This is a genomic window from Variovorax sp. GW821-FHT10B04, assembly GCF_059415645.1.
Genome location: NZ_JBWKNQ010000013.1, coordinates 137,617 through 151,195, shown reverse-complemented (window position 1 = coordinate 151,195; position 13,579 = coordinate 137,617). Strand labels below are relative to the sequence as shown.

The following is a 13,579-nucleotide window of genomic DNA, read 5'->3' as shown; positions in this document are numbered from 1 at the left end:
TTCGCCTGGATGGCCGGCTGGGTGGTGGGCGCCGCGCTGCAATTGCAGCAGGCGGCGCTATGGCCGGTGGGCCTCTACGCGGTGCTGGCCATCGGTCCGGTGGTCATGGCCCTGGCGTCGCGCCGATGGCGGGGACACGCCGCCGTCAGCCGCTTCGCGTTGCCGTTGGCGCTCGCGCTGGGCATCGCGTTCGGCGCGGGCCTGACGGGCTGGCGCGCCGCGGTCTATGCAGGCGGTGCGCTCGACCCCGCTCTCGAAGGTCGCGACATCGTGGTGACCGGCGTCGTCGCGCAGATGCCACAGCTCGACGAAGGCGGCGTGCGTTTTCGCCTCGACGTCGAAACGCCGGGGCTGGCCGGGGACGGTCCGGCACGCAACGGGCCGCCACTGACGTTGCCGCCGCGGCTGGCGCTCGCCTGGTATGCAGCCAACAGCGGGCTGTGGGCGCGGGCCGGCGACGACGGCGTGCCGGCGGCGGCAGCACCGGGCCCGGTGCATGCGGGCGAGCGCTGGCGTCTGACGGTCCGTCTCAAGGCGCCGCACGGCACCCTCAATCCGCATGGGTTCGACCAGGAGTTGTCGCTCTGGGAGCAGGGCGTGCAAGCCACCGGCTATGTGCGCAGCGGCGCACCCGATGCCTCGCCGCTGCGTGTCGCGCGCACCTGGTGGCACCCGGTGGAGCGGGCCCGCGAGGCCGTGCGCGACGCGATCTTCGAGCGGGTCGCCGATCGGCGGCAGGCCGGCGTGATCGCGGCGCTCGTGACCGGCGACCAGGCTGCGATCGAACGCTCCGACTGGGATGTCTTCCGTGCCACCGGCGTGGCCCACCTGATGTCGATCTCCGGCCTGCACGTGACCATGTTCGCCTGGCTCGCCGGCCTGGCCGTGGGCGCGGCCTGGCGCCGCAGCCGGCGGTTGATGCTGCTGTTCCCGGCGCCGCATGCGGGGCTGCTCGGCGGCGTGCTGCTCGCCGCGCTCTACGCGTTGTTCAGCGGCTGGGGCGTGCCCTCGCAACGCACCGTCTGGATGCTGGCGGCCGTTGCGCTGCTGCGCCTGACGGGTCGGCGCTGGCCCTGGCCGCACGTCTGGCTGCTGGCCTGCGCAGCGGTCGTGGCCGCCGATCCGTGGGCGCTGATGCAGCCGGGCTTCTGGCTCAGCTTCGTTGCCGTCGGCGCACTGTTCGCGACCGAACCGCTGACCGGCCGGCCGCGTGCCGCCGGGTTGAGCGGCCATGCGCGGCAGCTGGCGCGCGAGCAGGCCGTCGTCACGCTGGCGCTCACGCCGCTGACGGTGCTGCTCTTCCAGCAGGTGTCCGTCGTCGGCCTGCTGGCCAATGCCGTGGCGATCCCCTGGGTCACGCTGGTGGTGACGCCGCTGGCCATGCTCGGCGCATTGCTTCCGCCACTCTGGGCTCTGGCCGCCTGGGCGGTGCAAGGCCTGAATGCGTTGTTGCAGGTGCTGGCCGGCTGGCCGCTGGCGACGCTCTCGATGCCGGCGCCGCCGCTGTGGATGACGGTGGCCGGCATGGCCGGCGGCCTGCTGCTGGCGATGCGGCTGCCATGGCCGATGCGCTTCCTGGGCTTGCCACTGCTGCTGCCCGTGCTGCTCTGGCAGGCGCCGCGTCCCGCACAGGGCGACTTCGATCTGCTGGCGGCCGACATCGGGCAGGGCAACGCGGTGCTGGTCCGCACCGCCAGCCACAGCCTGCTGTACGACGCCGGTCCGCGCTACAGCCTGGAGAGCGACGCCGGGCAGCGCGTTCTCGTGCCGCTGCTGCGCGCATTGGGCGAGCGCATCGACACGCTGGTGCTGAGCCACCGCGACATCGACCACACCGGTGGTGCGCCGGCCGTGCTCGCCACGCAGCCCCACGCGGCGCTGCTGAGTTCGATCGAGCCGACGCACCCGTTGCAGGCCTTGCGGCCGGCCACACGTTGCGAGGCCGGCCAGCATTGGGCGTGGGACGGCGTCGACTTCGACGTGCTGCATCCGGTCGCCGGGGACTATGCGTCGTTCGGCAAGCCGAATGCGGTGTCCTGTGTGCTGCGCATCCGCAACGCCGCGGCCACCGTGCTGCTGACCGGCGACATCGAACGCATGCAGGAGGCCGCGCTGGTGGCGCGCAACCCCTCGCTGCGCGCCGATCTGCTGCTGGCCCCCCACCACGGCAGCAAGACGTCGTCCAGCGCCGTCCTGCTGGACGCCGTGGCGCCCACGGCGGCGATCGTGCAGGCCGGCTACCGCAACCGCTTCGGCCATCCGGCGGCCGAGGTCGAGGCGCGCTACCGGGAGGCCGGCATCCGGCTGGTCGACTCGGCCCATTGCGGCGCGGTGGGCTGGTCGAGCCCCCGGCCTGCCGTGCTCCGGTGCGAGCGGGAAGTCGCCCGGCGGTACTGGCATCACGTCGTGCCGTAGGCCTCGCCGCGCCGGGCTGGCGTCGTCGGGAACGCCTTCGCGCGAAGGTCGCCGGGAGGCCGCCCGACGATTTTTTTAGACGTGGATCAGCGGGCAGATGGCCTCGAACTTGCTAAGCTATGCCGAAGGAGATTGGTCGTTCCCATGCACAAATTCGATGAGATGTACGAGCAGCTGCCCTACAGCGGCGCTGCGATCCGGAGCCACTACAAGCGCTACGACCAATGGCTGGCCCGACAGCCCGGCGAACTGATGCGATCCCGCCGCGAAGAGGCCGAAATGATCTTCCGCCGCGTCGGCATCACCTTCGCGGTGTACGGCGCCAAGGACGAGGACGGCTCGGGTACCGAGCGCCTCATTCCTTTCGACCTGCTTCCGCGGATCATCCCGTCCCACGAGTGGGAGAGCATGGAAAAGGGCCTGGTCCAGCGGGTCACCGCGCTCAACCGCTTCCTGCACGACGTCTACCACGACCAGGAGATCATCAAGGCCGGCATCATCCCGGCCGAGCAGATCCTGAACAACGCGCAGTTCCGCCCCGAGATGATGGGTGTGAGCGTGCCGAACAACATCTACTCCAACATCTCCGGCATCGACATCGTCCGCGCGCCCGACGCCGACGGCAATGGCGAGTACTACGTGCTCGAGGACAACCTTCGGGTGCCCAGCGGCGTGAGCTACATGCTCGAGAACCGCAAGATGATGATGCGGCTGTTCCCGGACCTGTTCAGCCAGAACCGCATCGCGCCGGTCGCCCACTACCCCGACCTGCTGCTGGAAACGCTGCGCGCCAGCGCACCGGCCGCCACCGCCGAGCCGACGGTCGTCGTGCTCACGCCCGGCATGTACAACAGCGCCTACTTCGAGCACGCCTTCCTGGCGCAGCAGATGGGCATCGAGCTGGTCGAAGGCCAGGACCTGTTCGTCAAGGACAACTTCGTCTACATGCGCACCACGCGCGGCCCGAAGCGGGTCGACGTGATCTACCGCCGGGTCGACGACGACTTCCTCGACCCGGAAGTGTTCCGCCCGACCTCCACGCTGGGCTGCGCCGGCCTGATGCGCGCTTACCGCGAAGGCAACGTCGTGATCTGCAATGGCGTGGGCACCGGCGTGGCCGACGACAAGTCGATCTATCCGTACGTGCCGAAGATGATCGAGTTCTACCTCGGCGAGAAGCCGATCCTGAAGAACGTGCCGACCTACATGTGCCGCAACAAGGACGAGCTGCAGTACACGCTCGACAACATGAAGGACCTGGTCGTGAAGGAGGTGCACGGCGCCGGCGGCTACGGCATGCTGATCGGCCCGGCCGCCACGCAGGCCGAGATCGAGGATTTCAAGAAGGCCGTGCTCGCCAAGCCGGACGGCTACATCGCGCAGCCCACGCTGAGCCTGTCGACCTCGCCTACCTTCGTCGACGCCGGCATCGCGCCGCGCCACATCGACCTGCGGCCCTTCGTGCTGTCGGCCAAGGAAGTGCAGATGGTTCCCGGCGGCCTCACGCGCGTCGCGCTCAAGGAGGGCTCGCTGGTCGTCAATTCGTCGCAGGGCGGCGGCACCAAGGACACCTGGATCCTCGAGGCGGATCGCCGCCCGGTCGCGAAGGCCGCTGCGCCGGCTGCCAGGCAGTCGCAAACCCAGACTCAAACTCAAACGTCAACGCAAGCCCCGTCGGCCTGAAGCAAGGAGAAGCCAGACATGCTGTCACGCACCGCCGACCACCTCTACTGGATGTCCCGCTACACCGAGCGGGCCGAGAACACGGCCCGCATGCTCGACGTCAACTACCAGACATCGCTGCTGCCGCAGTCGGCCGAGGTCGCCGCCTTTGGATGGCAGGGTGTGTTGTCGATCAGCGAACTGCTGCCCGCGTACAACGAGAAGTACGACGAGATCTCGCCCAACAGCGTGATGGAGTTCATGGTCAAGGACGAGTCGAACCCGTCGTCGATCGTGTCCTGCCTGCGGGCTGCGCGCGAGAACGCACGCGCAGTGCGCGGCGCGCTGACCACCGAAGCCTGGGAAACGCAGAACACCACCTGGCTCGAAGTCAACCGCATGCTGCGCGCCGGCGACTTCGAGCGTGATCCGGCGCAGTTCTTCGAATGGGTGAAGTTCCGCTCGCACCTGTCGCGCGGCGTCACGCTCGGCACCATGCTGCAGGACGAGGCCTTCTACTTCTCGCGCCTGGGCACTTTCCTGGAACGTGCCGACAACACGGCGCGCCTGGTCGACGTGAAGTTCCACGCGCTCAACAGCGAGTTCTTCGGCACCGCGACCGAGGAAGACCAGGAGTACGACTTCTATCACTGGAGCGCGATCCTGCGCAGTGTCTCGGCCTTCGAGGTGTATCGCAAGGTCTACCGCGACGTGATCAAGCCGGAGCGCGTGGCCGAGCTGCTCATCTTGCGCGCCGACATGCCGCGCTCGCTGCACGCGAGCCTGGCCGAGGTCGTGGCGAACCTCGCCAAGGTGCAGAACGACCAGAGCGCCGAAACCCAGCGCCGCGCCGGCAAGCTGCTGGCCGACCTGCAGTTCGCGCGGGTCGACGAGATCCTGGCGACCGGACTCCATGCGTACCTGACGCAGTTCCTGGATCGGGTGAACGAGCTGGGGTGGCGGATCAGCCAGGACTTTCTGGTTCCAACACATTAGGCTCGCCCCCAGGCTGCGCGCACTTCGTGTCGCTTCGCCAACCCCCTACCGGGGGCGACACCAGCGGCCTGGCGAAGCCAGTTCCGCGGTGTCTCTGGAACAAGGCCGGTGGTTACAGGGTGGTTGCCTGCCGGACCGCGCGCTCCCACCGCGCCATGGCGTCATCCGCCTGCGCCCGCCCCATCGTCGGCATGAATCTGCGCTCCACGCGCCATAGTTTCGACAACTGCGTCACGTCGCTGTACACGCCCGTCGACAGGCCGGCGAGGTAGGCGGCGCCGAGCGCGGTGGTTTCGATGACTTCGGGGCGCACGACCGGTATGCCGAGCAGGTCGGCCTGGAACTGCATCAGCAGGTCGTTCACGCAGGCGCCGCCGTCCACCCGCAGTTCGGAGACCGGCGCACCGCCTGCGGCCACGGCGTCGCGGCTCATCGCCTGGAGCAATGCAGCGCTCTGGTACGCGATGCTCTCCAGCGCGGCGCGGGCGATGTGGGCGACCGTGGTTCCGCGCGTCAGCCCGGTGATGGTGCCGCGCGCGTCGGCGTCCCAGTAAGGCGCGCCGAGGCCGGTGAAGGCCGGCACCATCATCACGCCGCCGGCATCGGGCACGCTCTCTGCCAGCGACTGCACTTCGGCGCTGCCCTTGATGGCCTTGAGGCCGTCGCGCAGCCACTGCACGACCGCGCCGCCGACGAACACACTGCCTTCCATCGCGTACTGCGGCTGCGTGCCGGTCTGTGCGGCGCTGGTCACCAGCAGGCCGTTGGTCGACGGCTGGAATGCGTCGCCGGTGTGCATCAACAGGAAGCAGCCGGTGCCGTAGGTGTTCTTGGCCATGCCCGGGCCGAAGCAGGCCTGGCCGAACAGCGCGCTCTGCTGGTCGCCGGCCACGCCGCCGATCGGCAGTGCCGCGCCGAGCAGCCCGGCATCGGTATCGGCGAAATGGGCGCTCGACGGTCTGACCTCGGGCATCAGCGCGGCCGGTATGTCGAGCGCCTGCAGCAGTTCGGCGTCCCACTGGTTGGTATGGACGTTGAAGAGCATCGTGCGCGACGCGTTGCTGACGTCGGTCACGTGCACCTTGCCGCCGGTGAGCTGCCAGATCAGCCAGCTGTCGACCGTGCCGAAGGCGAGCTCGCCGCGCACCGCCTGCTCGCGCGCGCCTGGCACGTGGTCGAGCAGCCAGCGCAGCTTGGTGCCCGAGAAATAGGCGTCGATCACGAGCCCGGTCTTGTCGCGGATCGTGTCGGTCATGCCGTCGTCGCGCAGCCGTGCGCAGAGCGGTTCGGCGCGCCGGTCCTGCCAGACGATCGCGTGGTGCACGGGCTGGCCGGTCCTGCGGTTCCACAACAGCGTGGTCTCGCGCTGGTTGGTGATGCCGATCGCGTGGATGTCGGTTGCGGCGAGCCCGGCCTTGGCCAGCACTTCGCGTGCCGTGGCCAACTGGCCGCGCCAGATCTCCATCGGATCGTGCTCGACCCAGCCGGGCTGCGGATAGATCTGCGGCAGCTCGCGCTGTGCGATGGCGACAATATGGCCTTCGCGATCGAACACGATGCTGCGTGAACTGGAAGTGCCCTGATCGAGGGCAAGAAGGTAGGTCATGGGCTGTCTCCTGGCAATGCGGCATCGTGTACAAATCGCCTGATCGAATTGAACGAGCCCATCTTGAGCGACTCCCACTTTAGCGAATGCGACGTCCTGGTCGTCGGCGGCGGCATCAATGGCTGCGGCATTGCGCGCGACCTCGCCGGCCGCGGCTGGCGCGTCATCCTGTGCGAGAAGGACGACCTGGCGTCGCACACGTCCTCGGCGTCCACCAAGCTGATCCATGGCGGCCTGCGCTACCTGGAGTACTACGAGTTCTCGCTGGTGCGCAAGGCGTTGCAGGAGCGCGAGGTGCTGCTGAAGAGCGCGCCGCACATCATGTGGCCGCTGCGTTTCGTGATGCCGACCGACCCGAGCGACAAATCGTTGCGGCCGGCCTGGATGATCCGGCTCGGCCTGTTCATGTACGACCACCTGGCCAAGCGCGAAGTGTTGCCGGGCTCGACCTCGGTCGACCTGCAGGGACATCCGGCGGGCGCGCCGCTCAAGCCGCGGTTCAAGCGCGGCTTCGTGTATTCAGACGGCTGGGTCGACGACGCGCGGCTGGTCGTGTTGAACGCGGTCGATGCGCGCAGCCGCGGCGCGGAGGTGCTCACGCGCACGCGCTGCACCGGCGCTCGCCGCGATGCCGACGGCTGGACCGCCACACTCGAAGGCCCGGGCGGCACCCGCACCGTGCGCGCCCGCGCGGTCGTGAACGCGGCCGGCCCCTGGGCCGAGTCCTTCCTGCGCAACGCGGCCCAGCCGGCCGCGGGCGAGAAGCTCGCGACCAAGCAGCTGCGGCTGGTCAAGGGCAGCCACATCGTGGTGCCGCGCGTGTTCACGCACGACCATGCCTACATCTTCCAGAATCCGGACAAGCGGATCATCTTCGCGATCCCTTACCAGGGCGACTACACGCTGATCGGCACGACCGACGTCGAGATCAGCGGCGACGACCCGGGTGCCGCGCAGATTTCGCAGGACGAGATCGATTACCTCTGTGCGCAGGCCAGCCACTATTTCCAGAAGCCGGTCACGCCGGCCGACGTGGTCTGGACCTACTCGGGCGTGCGTCCGCTGCTGGACGACGCGTCGGGCGATCCGTCCGCCGTCACGCGCGACTACCTGCTCGAGCCCAACACCTCGGCCGCGCCGTTGCTGTCGGTGTGGGGCGGCAAGATCACGACCTTCCGCAAGCTCGCGGAAGACGCGGCCGACGAGGTGGGGCGCATGCTTGGCGAGGTCCGTACCGCGTGGACGGGCAAGGCCTTCCTGCCGGGCGGCGATTTCTCGCCGTGGATCGGCGCTGCCAAGCGGCCGGACAAGGACTTCGAGCGCTTCGTGGCCGCTGCCCGGCATCGCTACAAGTGGTTGCCGGAGGCTCTGGCGCGCCGGCTGGCACGCGCCTACGGCACGCGCATCGACCGCGTGATCGGCGACGCACAGGCGCTGGCCGACATGGGCAAGGAGGTTGCGCCAGGACTTCACTTGCGCGAGTTGGCCTATCTGCGCGACCAGGAATGGGTGGTCGCGGCCGACGACGTGCTGTGGCGCCGTTCCAAGCTGGGCCTGCACTACACGCCGGCCGAGCGGGCGCGTGTCGCGGCCTGGTTCGCACGCTGACGCAGCCCGGGCGCCGAGCGACGCAGGCTGCGCGCTGAACGGCCCGGTCAGCCCAGCGCGGCGATCGATCGCATGAGGTTGCTGCGCGCCGAAGCCTCCAGGCGCGCATGCATGCCGGGCGTCGCGTAGATCGCGGGCCGGTCCAGGAAGCGCTGCAGGATGGCGCGCCGCCGCGGCCGCCGTACCTCGTCGGGCACGAAGCCGTATTCGATGCCCACCTGCCGCTCGTACTCGTCGAAGCGCTCGGCACTCGCGCCGAGGATCGCCAGGTCGATGTCGATCAGCAGTTCGGCATCGCGGCCTTCGGGCAGCGCATCGTGGCGCGTGGCCATCACCAGCGAATGCACGCGGTCTGCCGCTTCCACCGCTGCGCCTGCGGCGCGCAACGCGTCGCGCGCCCATTCGGCGCTGCGGGCTTCGTTGTCGTGCGCATGCACGTCGTAGATCGCGTCGTGGAACCAGAGCGCCAACAGCACTTCCGCCGGATGTTCGGCCCCGGCGCGTTCACGCTCGAACCAGGCCAGGCATTCGCCGAGGTGCTGCAGCGTGTGATAGTGGCGTTGCGGCTCGGCGTAGCGGGCCAGCAGCTGTTCTCGCAATCCGGGCGCGGGCGCTGTGCCGAGTGCGGTCCAGGCGTCGTCCCAGGACGCATTCCACTGAATGTCCCAGTTCATGGTTCCAGCGCGGCGCGAACTTCGCGGCCGAGTTCGAGCACCGACATCGCGTAGTAGCTGCTCCAGTTGTAGCGCGTGATGGCGTAGAAGTTTTCGGTGCCGGCCACATAGGTGGGCGTGTCGCCACCGTTCTGCAGCTCGATCAGCGCGAGCGGCCCCCGATGGCTGCGTCCCTGGCTGTCGAGCAGCGCGCCCTTGGCCTCGAAGCTCGCGGCGCTGAAGGTCGGCAGGATGTCGGGCGCGAGCAGCGCGTCGAGGTCGGCGCCCGACGGGCCGAAGTGCACCGGGTAGGTCGCCGGCATGCCGGGCTGCCAGTTGAACGCGCGGAAATAGTTGGCGACCGAGCCGATCACATCGGCCGTGTCGTTGACCAGGTCGATGCGGCCGTTGCCGTCGTAGTCGATCGCGTACTTGCTGATGCTGCTCGGCATGAACTGCGGCATGCCCATGGCGCCCGCGTAGCTGCCGAGCGCCGCCATCGGGTCGGCGCCGGTGCGGGCCGCGAGGCTCAGGAAGTTCTCGAGCTCGTCGCGGAAGAAGGCCTGCCGCTCGGCTGCGCGCGGATGCGCCTGCGGAAAGTCGAAGGCCAGCGTGGCGAGCGTGTCGATCACGCGGAAGCTGCCGGTGTTCTGGCCGTAGATCGTCTCCACGCCGATGATGCCGACGATGATGTCCGCCGGCACGCCGAATTCGGCTTCGGCGCGCGCCAGCGTGGTCGCATTGGCGCGCCAGAAGCGCACGCCGGCCGCGATCCGCACCGGGTCGATGAAGCGGCTTCGGTAGGCGCGCCAGTTCTTCGGCGTGCCCTTGGCGGGCGGCAGCATCAGGCGCGGCACGCTGGGCAGCAGCCGCGCGCGGCCGATGGCGGCGCGCACCCATTCGCGGTCGAGGTCGCGTCGTGCGGCGACGTCGTCGGCGAAGGCCATTGCGTCGTCGCGCGTGGCGTACAGCGGGCCGTTGCGGGCCGGCGTCGCTGCGGCGCGGGCCGGCCCGGCGGGCGCGCGCTTGCCGGCGGCGGGCTTGGACGACTTCTGAGCCGACGGCTTGCGGGGCTTGTGCGTTTCCGTCGCGGCGGAAGACGCGCCGCCTGCCAGCAGCGCGAGCAGCGCCAGCGACGAGACGGCGAGGGAAATGTGGCATCGCATCGGTCGATTGTGACGCGGCCGGACAGCCGCCGCAGCCTTCCATTTGCGCCTCTTCATCGACGATCACCGTGTTAAGCTGACTCGGCAAACGGGCCGGCTTCGCTGCCACGTCCGCCTTTGCATTCATCCGCAAACAACACACCGCAGAGCGAGCCGGCTCCACGCCGCGTGAGGTCGACGATCTGCGCGGCGACAACGACCGAGACATGGGCAAAACCGGCTACTTCACACACCGCGACTGCTGGAAGCACGACATGGGCGGTGGGCATCCGGAATGCCCGCAACGCCTCGACGCCATCGAGGACCGTCTGCTTCTCACCGGCGTCGGCGACGCCATGGAGCGCGGTGACGTGCCGCTGGCCACGCTGGCGCAGATCACGCGGGCGCACAGCGTGGCGCACCTCGAACACCTCGAATCGTTGAGCCAGCGCCTCGTGGCGGACGGCCCGGCCGGTGGCCCGGCGCATGCGATGCTTGACCCCGATACCTTCCTCACGCGCGACACGCTGCTCGCCGCGCGCCGCGCCGCCGGCGCAGCCATCGCGGCGACCGACGCGGTGATCGCGGGCCGGCTCGAAAACGCCTTCTGCGCCGTGCGGCCGCCCGGTCACCATGCCGGCCGCGAGCAGGCGATGGGCTTCTGCTTCCTGAACAACGTCGCGATCGCCGCGCGCCACGCGCTCGACGTGCATGGGCTGGACCGTGTGGCCGTCGTCGACTTCGACGTGCACCATGGCAACGGCACCGAGAACATCCTCGCCGGCGATCCGCGCGTGCTGATGGTCGGCATCTTCCAGCACCCGTTCTTCCCGTACAGCGACATCGACCATCCGGCCGACAACATGCTCAACCTGCCCGTGCCCGCCTACACCAAGGGCATGGATGTGCGCGAACTCATCGAGATGATGTGGATGCCGAGGCTGGAAGCCTTCAAGCCGCAGATGGTCTTCGTGAGTGCCGGCTTCGACGCTCACCGCGACGACGATCTGGGTCAGCTCAACATGAACGAAAACGACTTCGCGTGGATCACCGCGCGGATCCGCGACGTGGCGAAGCGCCACGCGCATGGGCGCATCGTGTCCATGCTCGAAGGCGGCTACAACCTCGACGCGCTGGCCCGCAGCGTCGAACTCCACCTGCGCGAACTGGCCGACCTCTGAGCGACTTTCGAGAATGGATTTCAGCGACTTCACCCAACGCCTCGCCCAGATCCACGCGCGCACCGTCTGGATCGAACTCGGCGCCCTCGTCGCCTGCGTCGTGCTCGCCTGGGCGGTCTCGCGCTGGTTCGGCCGGGACCAGTCCAAGGACTCGGTCTGGTTCGGCGAACGCACTTTCGACGGCCTGCTGTTCCCGCTGCTCGCGTTGATGCTCACCGAACTGGCGCGGCGCATCGTGCTGGGTTTCCAGCCGGTGCTGGTGCTGCGCATCGCGGTGTCGGTGTTTCTGTCGCTGGTCGCGATCCGGCTCTTTGCGCGCGTGCTGCGCGCCGTCTTCCCCGACTCGGCCCTGGTGCGGCTGGTCGAGCGGACGGTGTCCTGGATCGCCTGGGTCGCCGCCGTGCTGTGGATCGTCGGCCTGCTGCCGCCGGTGCTGGCCGAACTCGACGAGATCACGCTGGCTTTCGGCAAGACCCGCGTGAGCGTGCGCACGATCTTCGAGGGCGTGCTGTCGGCCGGTGTCGTGATGGTGATCGCGCTGTGGATCTCGGCGGCCATCGAGAAGCGCGTGCTGCGCGAAGCCGTGACCGACCTGTCGATGCGCAAGGTGGCGTCGAATGCGCTGCGCGCGGCGCTGTTGCTGGTCGGGCTGCTGTTCGCGCTGTCGGCGGTGGGCGTGGACCTCACGGCGCTGTCGGTGCTCGGCGGGGCGGTCGGTGTGGGCCTGGGCTTCGGCCTGCAGAAGCTCGCCGCCAACTATGTGAGCGGGTTCGTCATCCTGCTGGAACGCTCGATCCGGATCGGCGACAACGTCAAGGTCGACAATTTCGAAGGCCGCATCACCGACATCAAGACCCGCTACACGCTGATCCGCGCGACCAACGGGCGCGAGGCGATCGTGCCGAACGAGTCGCTGATCACGAGCCGTGTCGAGAACCTGTCGCTGTCCGATCGCAAGTTCTCGCTCACCACCACCATCGTCGTCGGCTACGACAGCAACGTGGCGCAGGTGCAGTCCATCCTGTGCGAGGCCGCGGTGGCGCAGCCGCGCGTGCTGACCGATCCGGCGCCGGTGGCCTACCTGTTGAATTTCGCGCCCGACGGGCTGGAGTTCACGCTGATGTTCTGGGTCGCCGACCCCGACAAGGGCAAGGACAACCTCCGTTCGGCCATCAACATCACGGTGCTGGACGGACTGCGAGCCGCGGGCATCGACATTCCGTATCCGCAGCGCGTTCTGCGCGTCGAGTCGTTGCCCGAATCGCTGTCGCAGACGGTGGCACAGAGGGTCGAGCCTCCTCTATAATTATTTATAAAAAAGCACGGTCGTTCTTTTTCTGGCGCCACGACGCCGGTTCCTGTATCTCAGAGGCCGTCGAAAACCGACTTCTCTAGAATGGTCGGCTGTCCCGAATTCACTCATTTTTGCAATCAATGGAGTCAAGGCAATGAAGGTTCTGGTACCTGTCAAGCGGGTCGTCGATTACAACGTCAAGGTTCGCGTCAAGAGTGACGGCAGCGGTGTGGACATCGCCAACGTCAAGATGAGCATGAACCCGTTCGACGAAATCGCCGTCGAAGAGGCGGTTCGCTTGAAGGAGAAGGGCGTCGTCACCGAAGTGATCGCCGTGTCCTGCGGCGACGCCAAGTGCCAGGAAACCCTGCGCACGGCCATGGCCATCGGTGCCGACCGCGGCATTCTGGTCGAAACCACCGAAGAGCTGCAGCCGCTGGCCGTCGCCAAGCTGCTGAAGGCGCTGGTCGAGAAGGAACAGCCCCAGCTGATCATCCTGGGCAAGCAGGCCATCGACGACGACGCCAACCAGACCGGCCAGATGCTGGCTGCGCTGGCCGACCTGCCGCAAGCCACTTTCGCCTCGAAGGTCGAAGTGGCCGGCGACAAGGTCACCGTCGCACGTGAAGTCGACGGCGGCGCCGAGACCCTCACGCTCACGCTGCCCGCGGTCATCACGACCGACCTGCGCCTGAACGAGCCGCGCTACGTCACGCTGCCCAACATCATGAAGGCCAAGAAGAAGCAGCTCGACACCTTCAAGCCCGAGGACCTCGGCGTGGACGTCAAGCCGCGCCTGAAGACCCTAAAGGTCTCGGAACCGCCGAAGCGCGGTGCCGGCGTCAAGGTGGCCGACGTTGCCGCCCTTGTCGACAAGCTCAAGAACGAAGCCAAAGTTATTTAAGACCCCCAGGCTTCGCGCACTTCGTGTCGCTTCGCCAACCCCCTGACAGGGGGCAACACCAGCGGCCCGGCCAAGCCGGTTCCGCGGTGTTCCTGGAACAGATAGAGCTCTCATC

General features: G+C 68.3%; 10 protein-coding genes. 7 read left to right on the top strand and 3 right to left on the bottom strand.

Going from position 1 to position 13,579, the window contains the following annotated elements; genetic code table 11:
* The first annotated feature begins 9 nt into the window (after nucleotides 1–9).
* The 3 genes from AC07PZ_RS26380 (at nucleotide 10) to AC07PZ_RS26370 (ending at nucleotide 5,073) form a co-directional block, all read left to right on the top strand.
* A complete protein-coding gene (locus AC07PZ_RS26380) occupies nucleotides 10–2,415 on the top strand; it encodes a DNA internalization-related competence protein ComEC/Rec2 (protein WP_495298175.1) in 2,406 nt (801 codons plus the stop codon).
* A gap of 144 nt (nucleotides 2,416–2,559) precedes the next feature.
* A complete protein-coding gene (locus AC07PZ_RS26375; protein ID WP_495298123.1) occupies nucleotides 2,560–4,098 on the top strand; it encodes a circularly permuted type 2 ATP-grasp protein in 1,539 nt (512 codons plus the stop codon).
* A gap of 18 nt (nucleotides 4,099–4,116) precedes the next feature.
* Complete coding sequence (locus tag AC07PZ_RS26370; protein WP_495298122.1) at nucleotides 4,117–5,073, top strand: alpha-E domain-containing protein; 957 nt, start codon at nucleotides 4,117–4,119, stop codon at nucleotides 5,071–5,073.
* A gap of 112 nt (nucleotides 5,074–5,185) precedes the next feature.
* On the opposite strand, the gene glpK is transcribed toward AC07PZ_RS26370, so the two are convergent.
* Complete coding sequence (gene glpK, locus AC07PZ_RS26365; protein ID WP_495298121.1) at nucleotides 5,186–6,679, bottom strand: glycerol kinase GlpK; 1,494 nt, start codon at nucleotides 6,677–6,679, stop codon at nucleotides 5,186–5,188.
* Between the two features lie 63 nt (nucleotides 6,680–6,742).
* On the opposite strand from glpK, the gene glpD reads away from it, so the two are divergent.
* Nucleotides 6,743–8,287: a glycerol-3-phosphate dehydrogenase gene (glpD, locus tag AC07PZ_RS26360; RefSeq protein ID WP_495298120.1), complete on the top strand. Its 1,545-nt coding sequence runs from the start codon at nucleotides 6,743–6,745 to the stop codon at nucleotides 8,285–8,287.
* 47 nt (nucleotides 8,288–8,334) lie between these two features.
* Here glpD and AC07PZ_RS26355 read toward each other — a convergent pair whose 3' ends face one another.
* Nucleotides 8,335–8,961: an HD domain-containing protein gene (locus tag AC07PZ_RS26355; protein ID WP_495298119.1), complete on the bottom strand. Its 627-nt coding sequence runs from the start codon at nucleotides 8,959–8,961 to the stop codon at nucleotides 8,335–8,337.
* Entirely contained in the window at nucleotides 8,958–10,106 is a 1,149-nt protein-coding gene (mltB, locus tag AC07PZ_RS26350; RefSeq protein ID WP_495298118.1) for a lytic murein transglycosylase B, read from the bottom strand. Before mltB ends, AC07PZ_RS26355 begins: the two co-directional genes overlap by 4 nt.
* A 206-nt stretch (nucleotides 10,107–10,312) precedes the next feature.
* On the opposite strand from mltB, the gene AC07PZ_RS26345 reads away from it, so the two are divergent.
* From AC07PZ_RS26345 to AC07PZ_RS26335, 3 genes are all read left to right on the top strand, one after another.
* Nucleotides 10,313–11,266 (top strand): histone deacetylase family protein, encoded by a 954-nt coding sequence (locus tag AC07PZ_RS26345; protein WP_495298117.1) that lies wholly within the window; start codon nucleotides 10,313–10,315, stop codon nucleotides 11,264–11,266.
* 13 nt (nucleotides 11,267–11,279) lie between these two features.
* Nucleotides 11,280–12,572, top strand: a complete 1,293-nt coding sequence (locus AC07PZ_RS26340) for a mechanosensitive ion channel family protein (protein WP_495298116.1) — start codon at nucleotides 11,280–11,282, stop codon at nucleotides 12,570–12,572.
* A gap of 142 nt (nucleotides 12,573–12,714) precedes the next feature.
* A complete protein-coding gene (locus AC07PZ_RS26335) occupies nucleotides 12,715–13,464 on the top strand; it encodes an electron transfer flavoprotein subunit beta/FixA family protein (protein WP_495298115.1) in 750 nt (249 codons plus the stop codon).
* The last annotated feature ends 115 nt before the right edge of the window (nucleotides 13,465–13,579 follow it).

Excerpts from the sequence above, each read along its gene's own strand:
- AC07PZ_RS26380 (WP_495298175.1), top strand. The coding sequence starts at position 10 with ATGGCCGGCTGGGTGGTGGGCGCCGCGCTGCAATTGCAGCAGGCGGCG.
- AC07PZ_RS26375 (WP_495298123.1), top strand. The coding sequence starts at position 2,560 with ATGCACAAATTCGATGAGATGTACGAGCAGCTGCCCTACAGCGGCGCT.
- AC07PZ_RS26370 (WP_495298122.1), top strand. The coding sequence starts at position 4,117 with ATGCTGTCACGCACCGCCGACCACCTCTACTGGATGTCCCGCTACACC.
- glpK (WP_495298121.1), bottom strand. The coding sequence starts at position 6,679 with ATGACCTACCTTCTTGCCCTCGATCAGGGCACTTCCAGTTCACGCAGC.
- AC07PZ_RS26355 (WP_495298119.1), bottom strand. The coding sequence starts at position 8,961 with ATGAACTGGGACATTCAGTGGAATGCGTCCTGGGACGACGCCTGGACC.
- mltB (WP_495298118.1), bottom strand. The coding sequence starts at position 10,106 with ATGCGATGCCACATTTCCCTCGCCGTCTCGTCGCTGGCGCTGCTCGCG.
- AC07PZ_RS26345 (WP_495298117.1), top strand. The coding sequence starts at position 10,313 with ATGGGCAAAACCGGCTACTTCACACACCGCGACTGCTGGAAGCACGAC.
- AC07PZ_RS26340 (WP_495298116.1), top strand. The coding sequence starts at position 11,280 with ATGGATTTCAGCGACTTCACCCAACGCCTCGCCCAGATCCACGCGCGC.
- AC07PZ_RS26335 (WP_495298115.1), top strand. The coding sequence starts at position 12,715 with ATGAAGGTTCTGGTACCTGTCAAGCGGGTCGTCGATTACAACGTCAAG.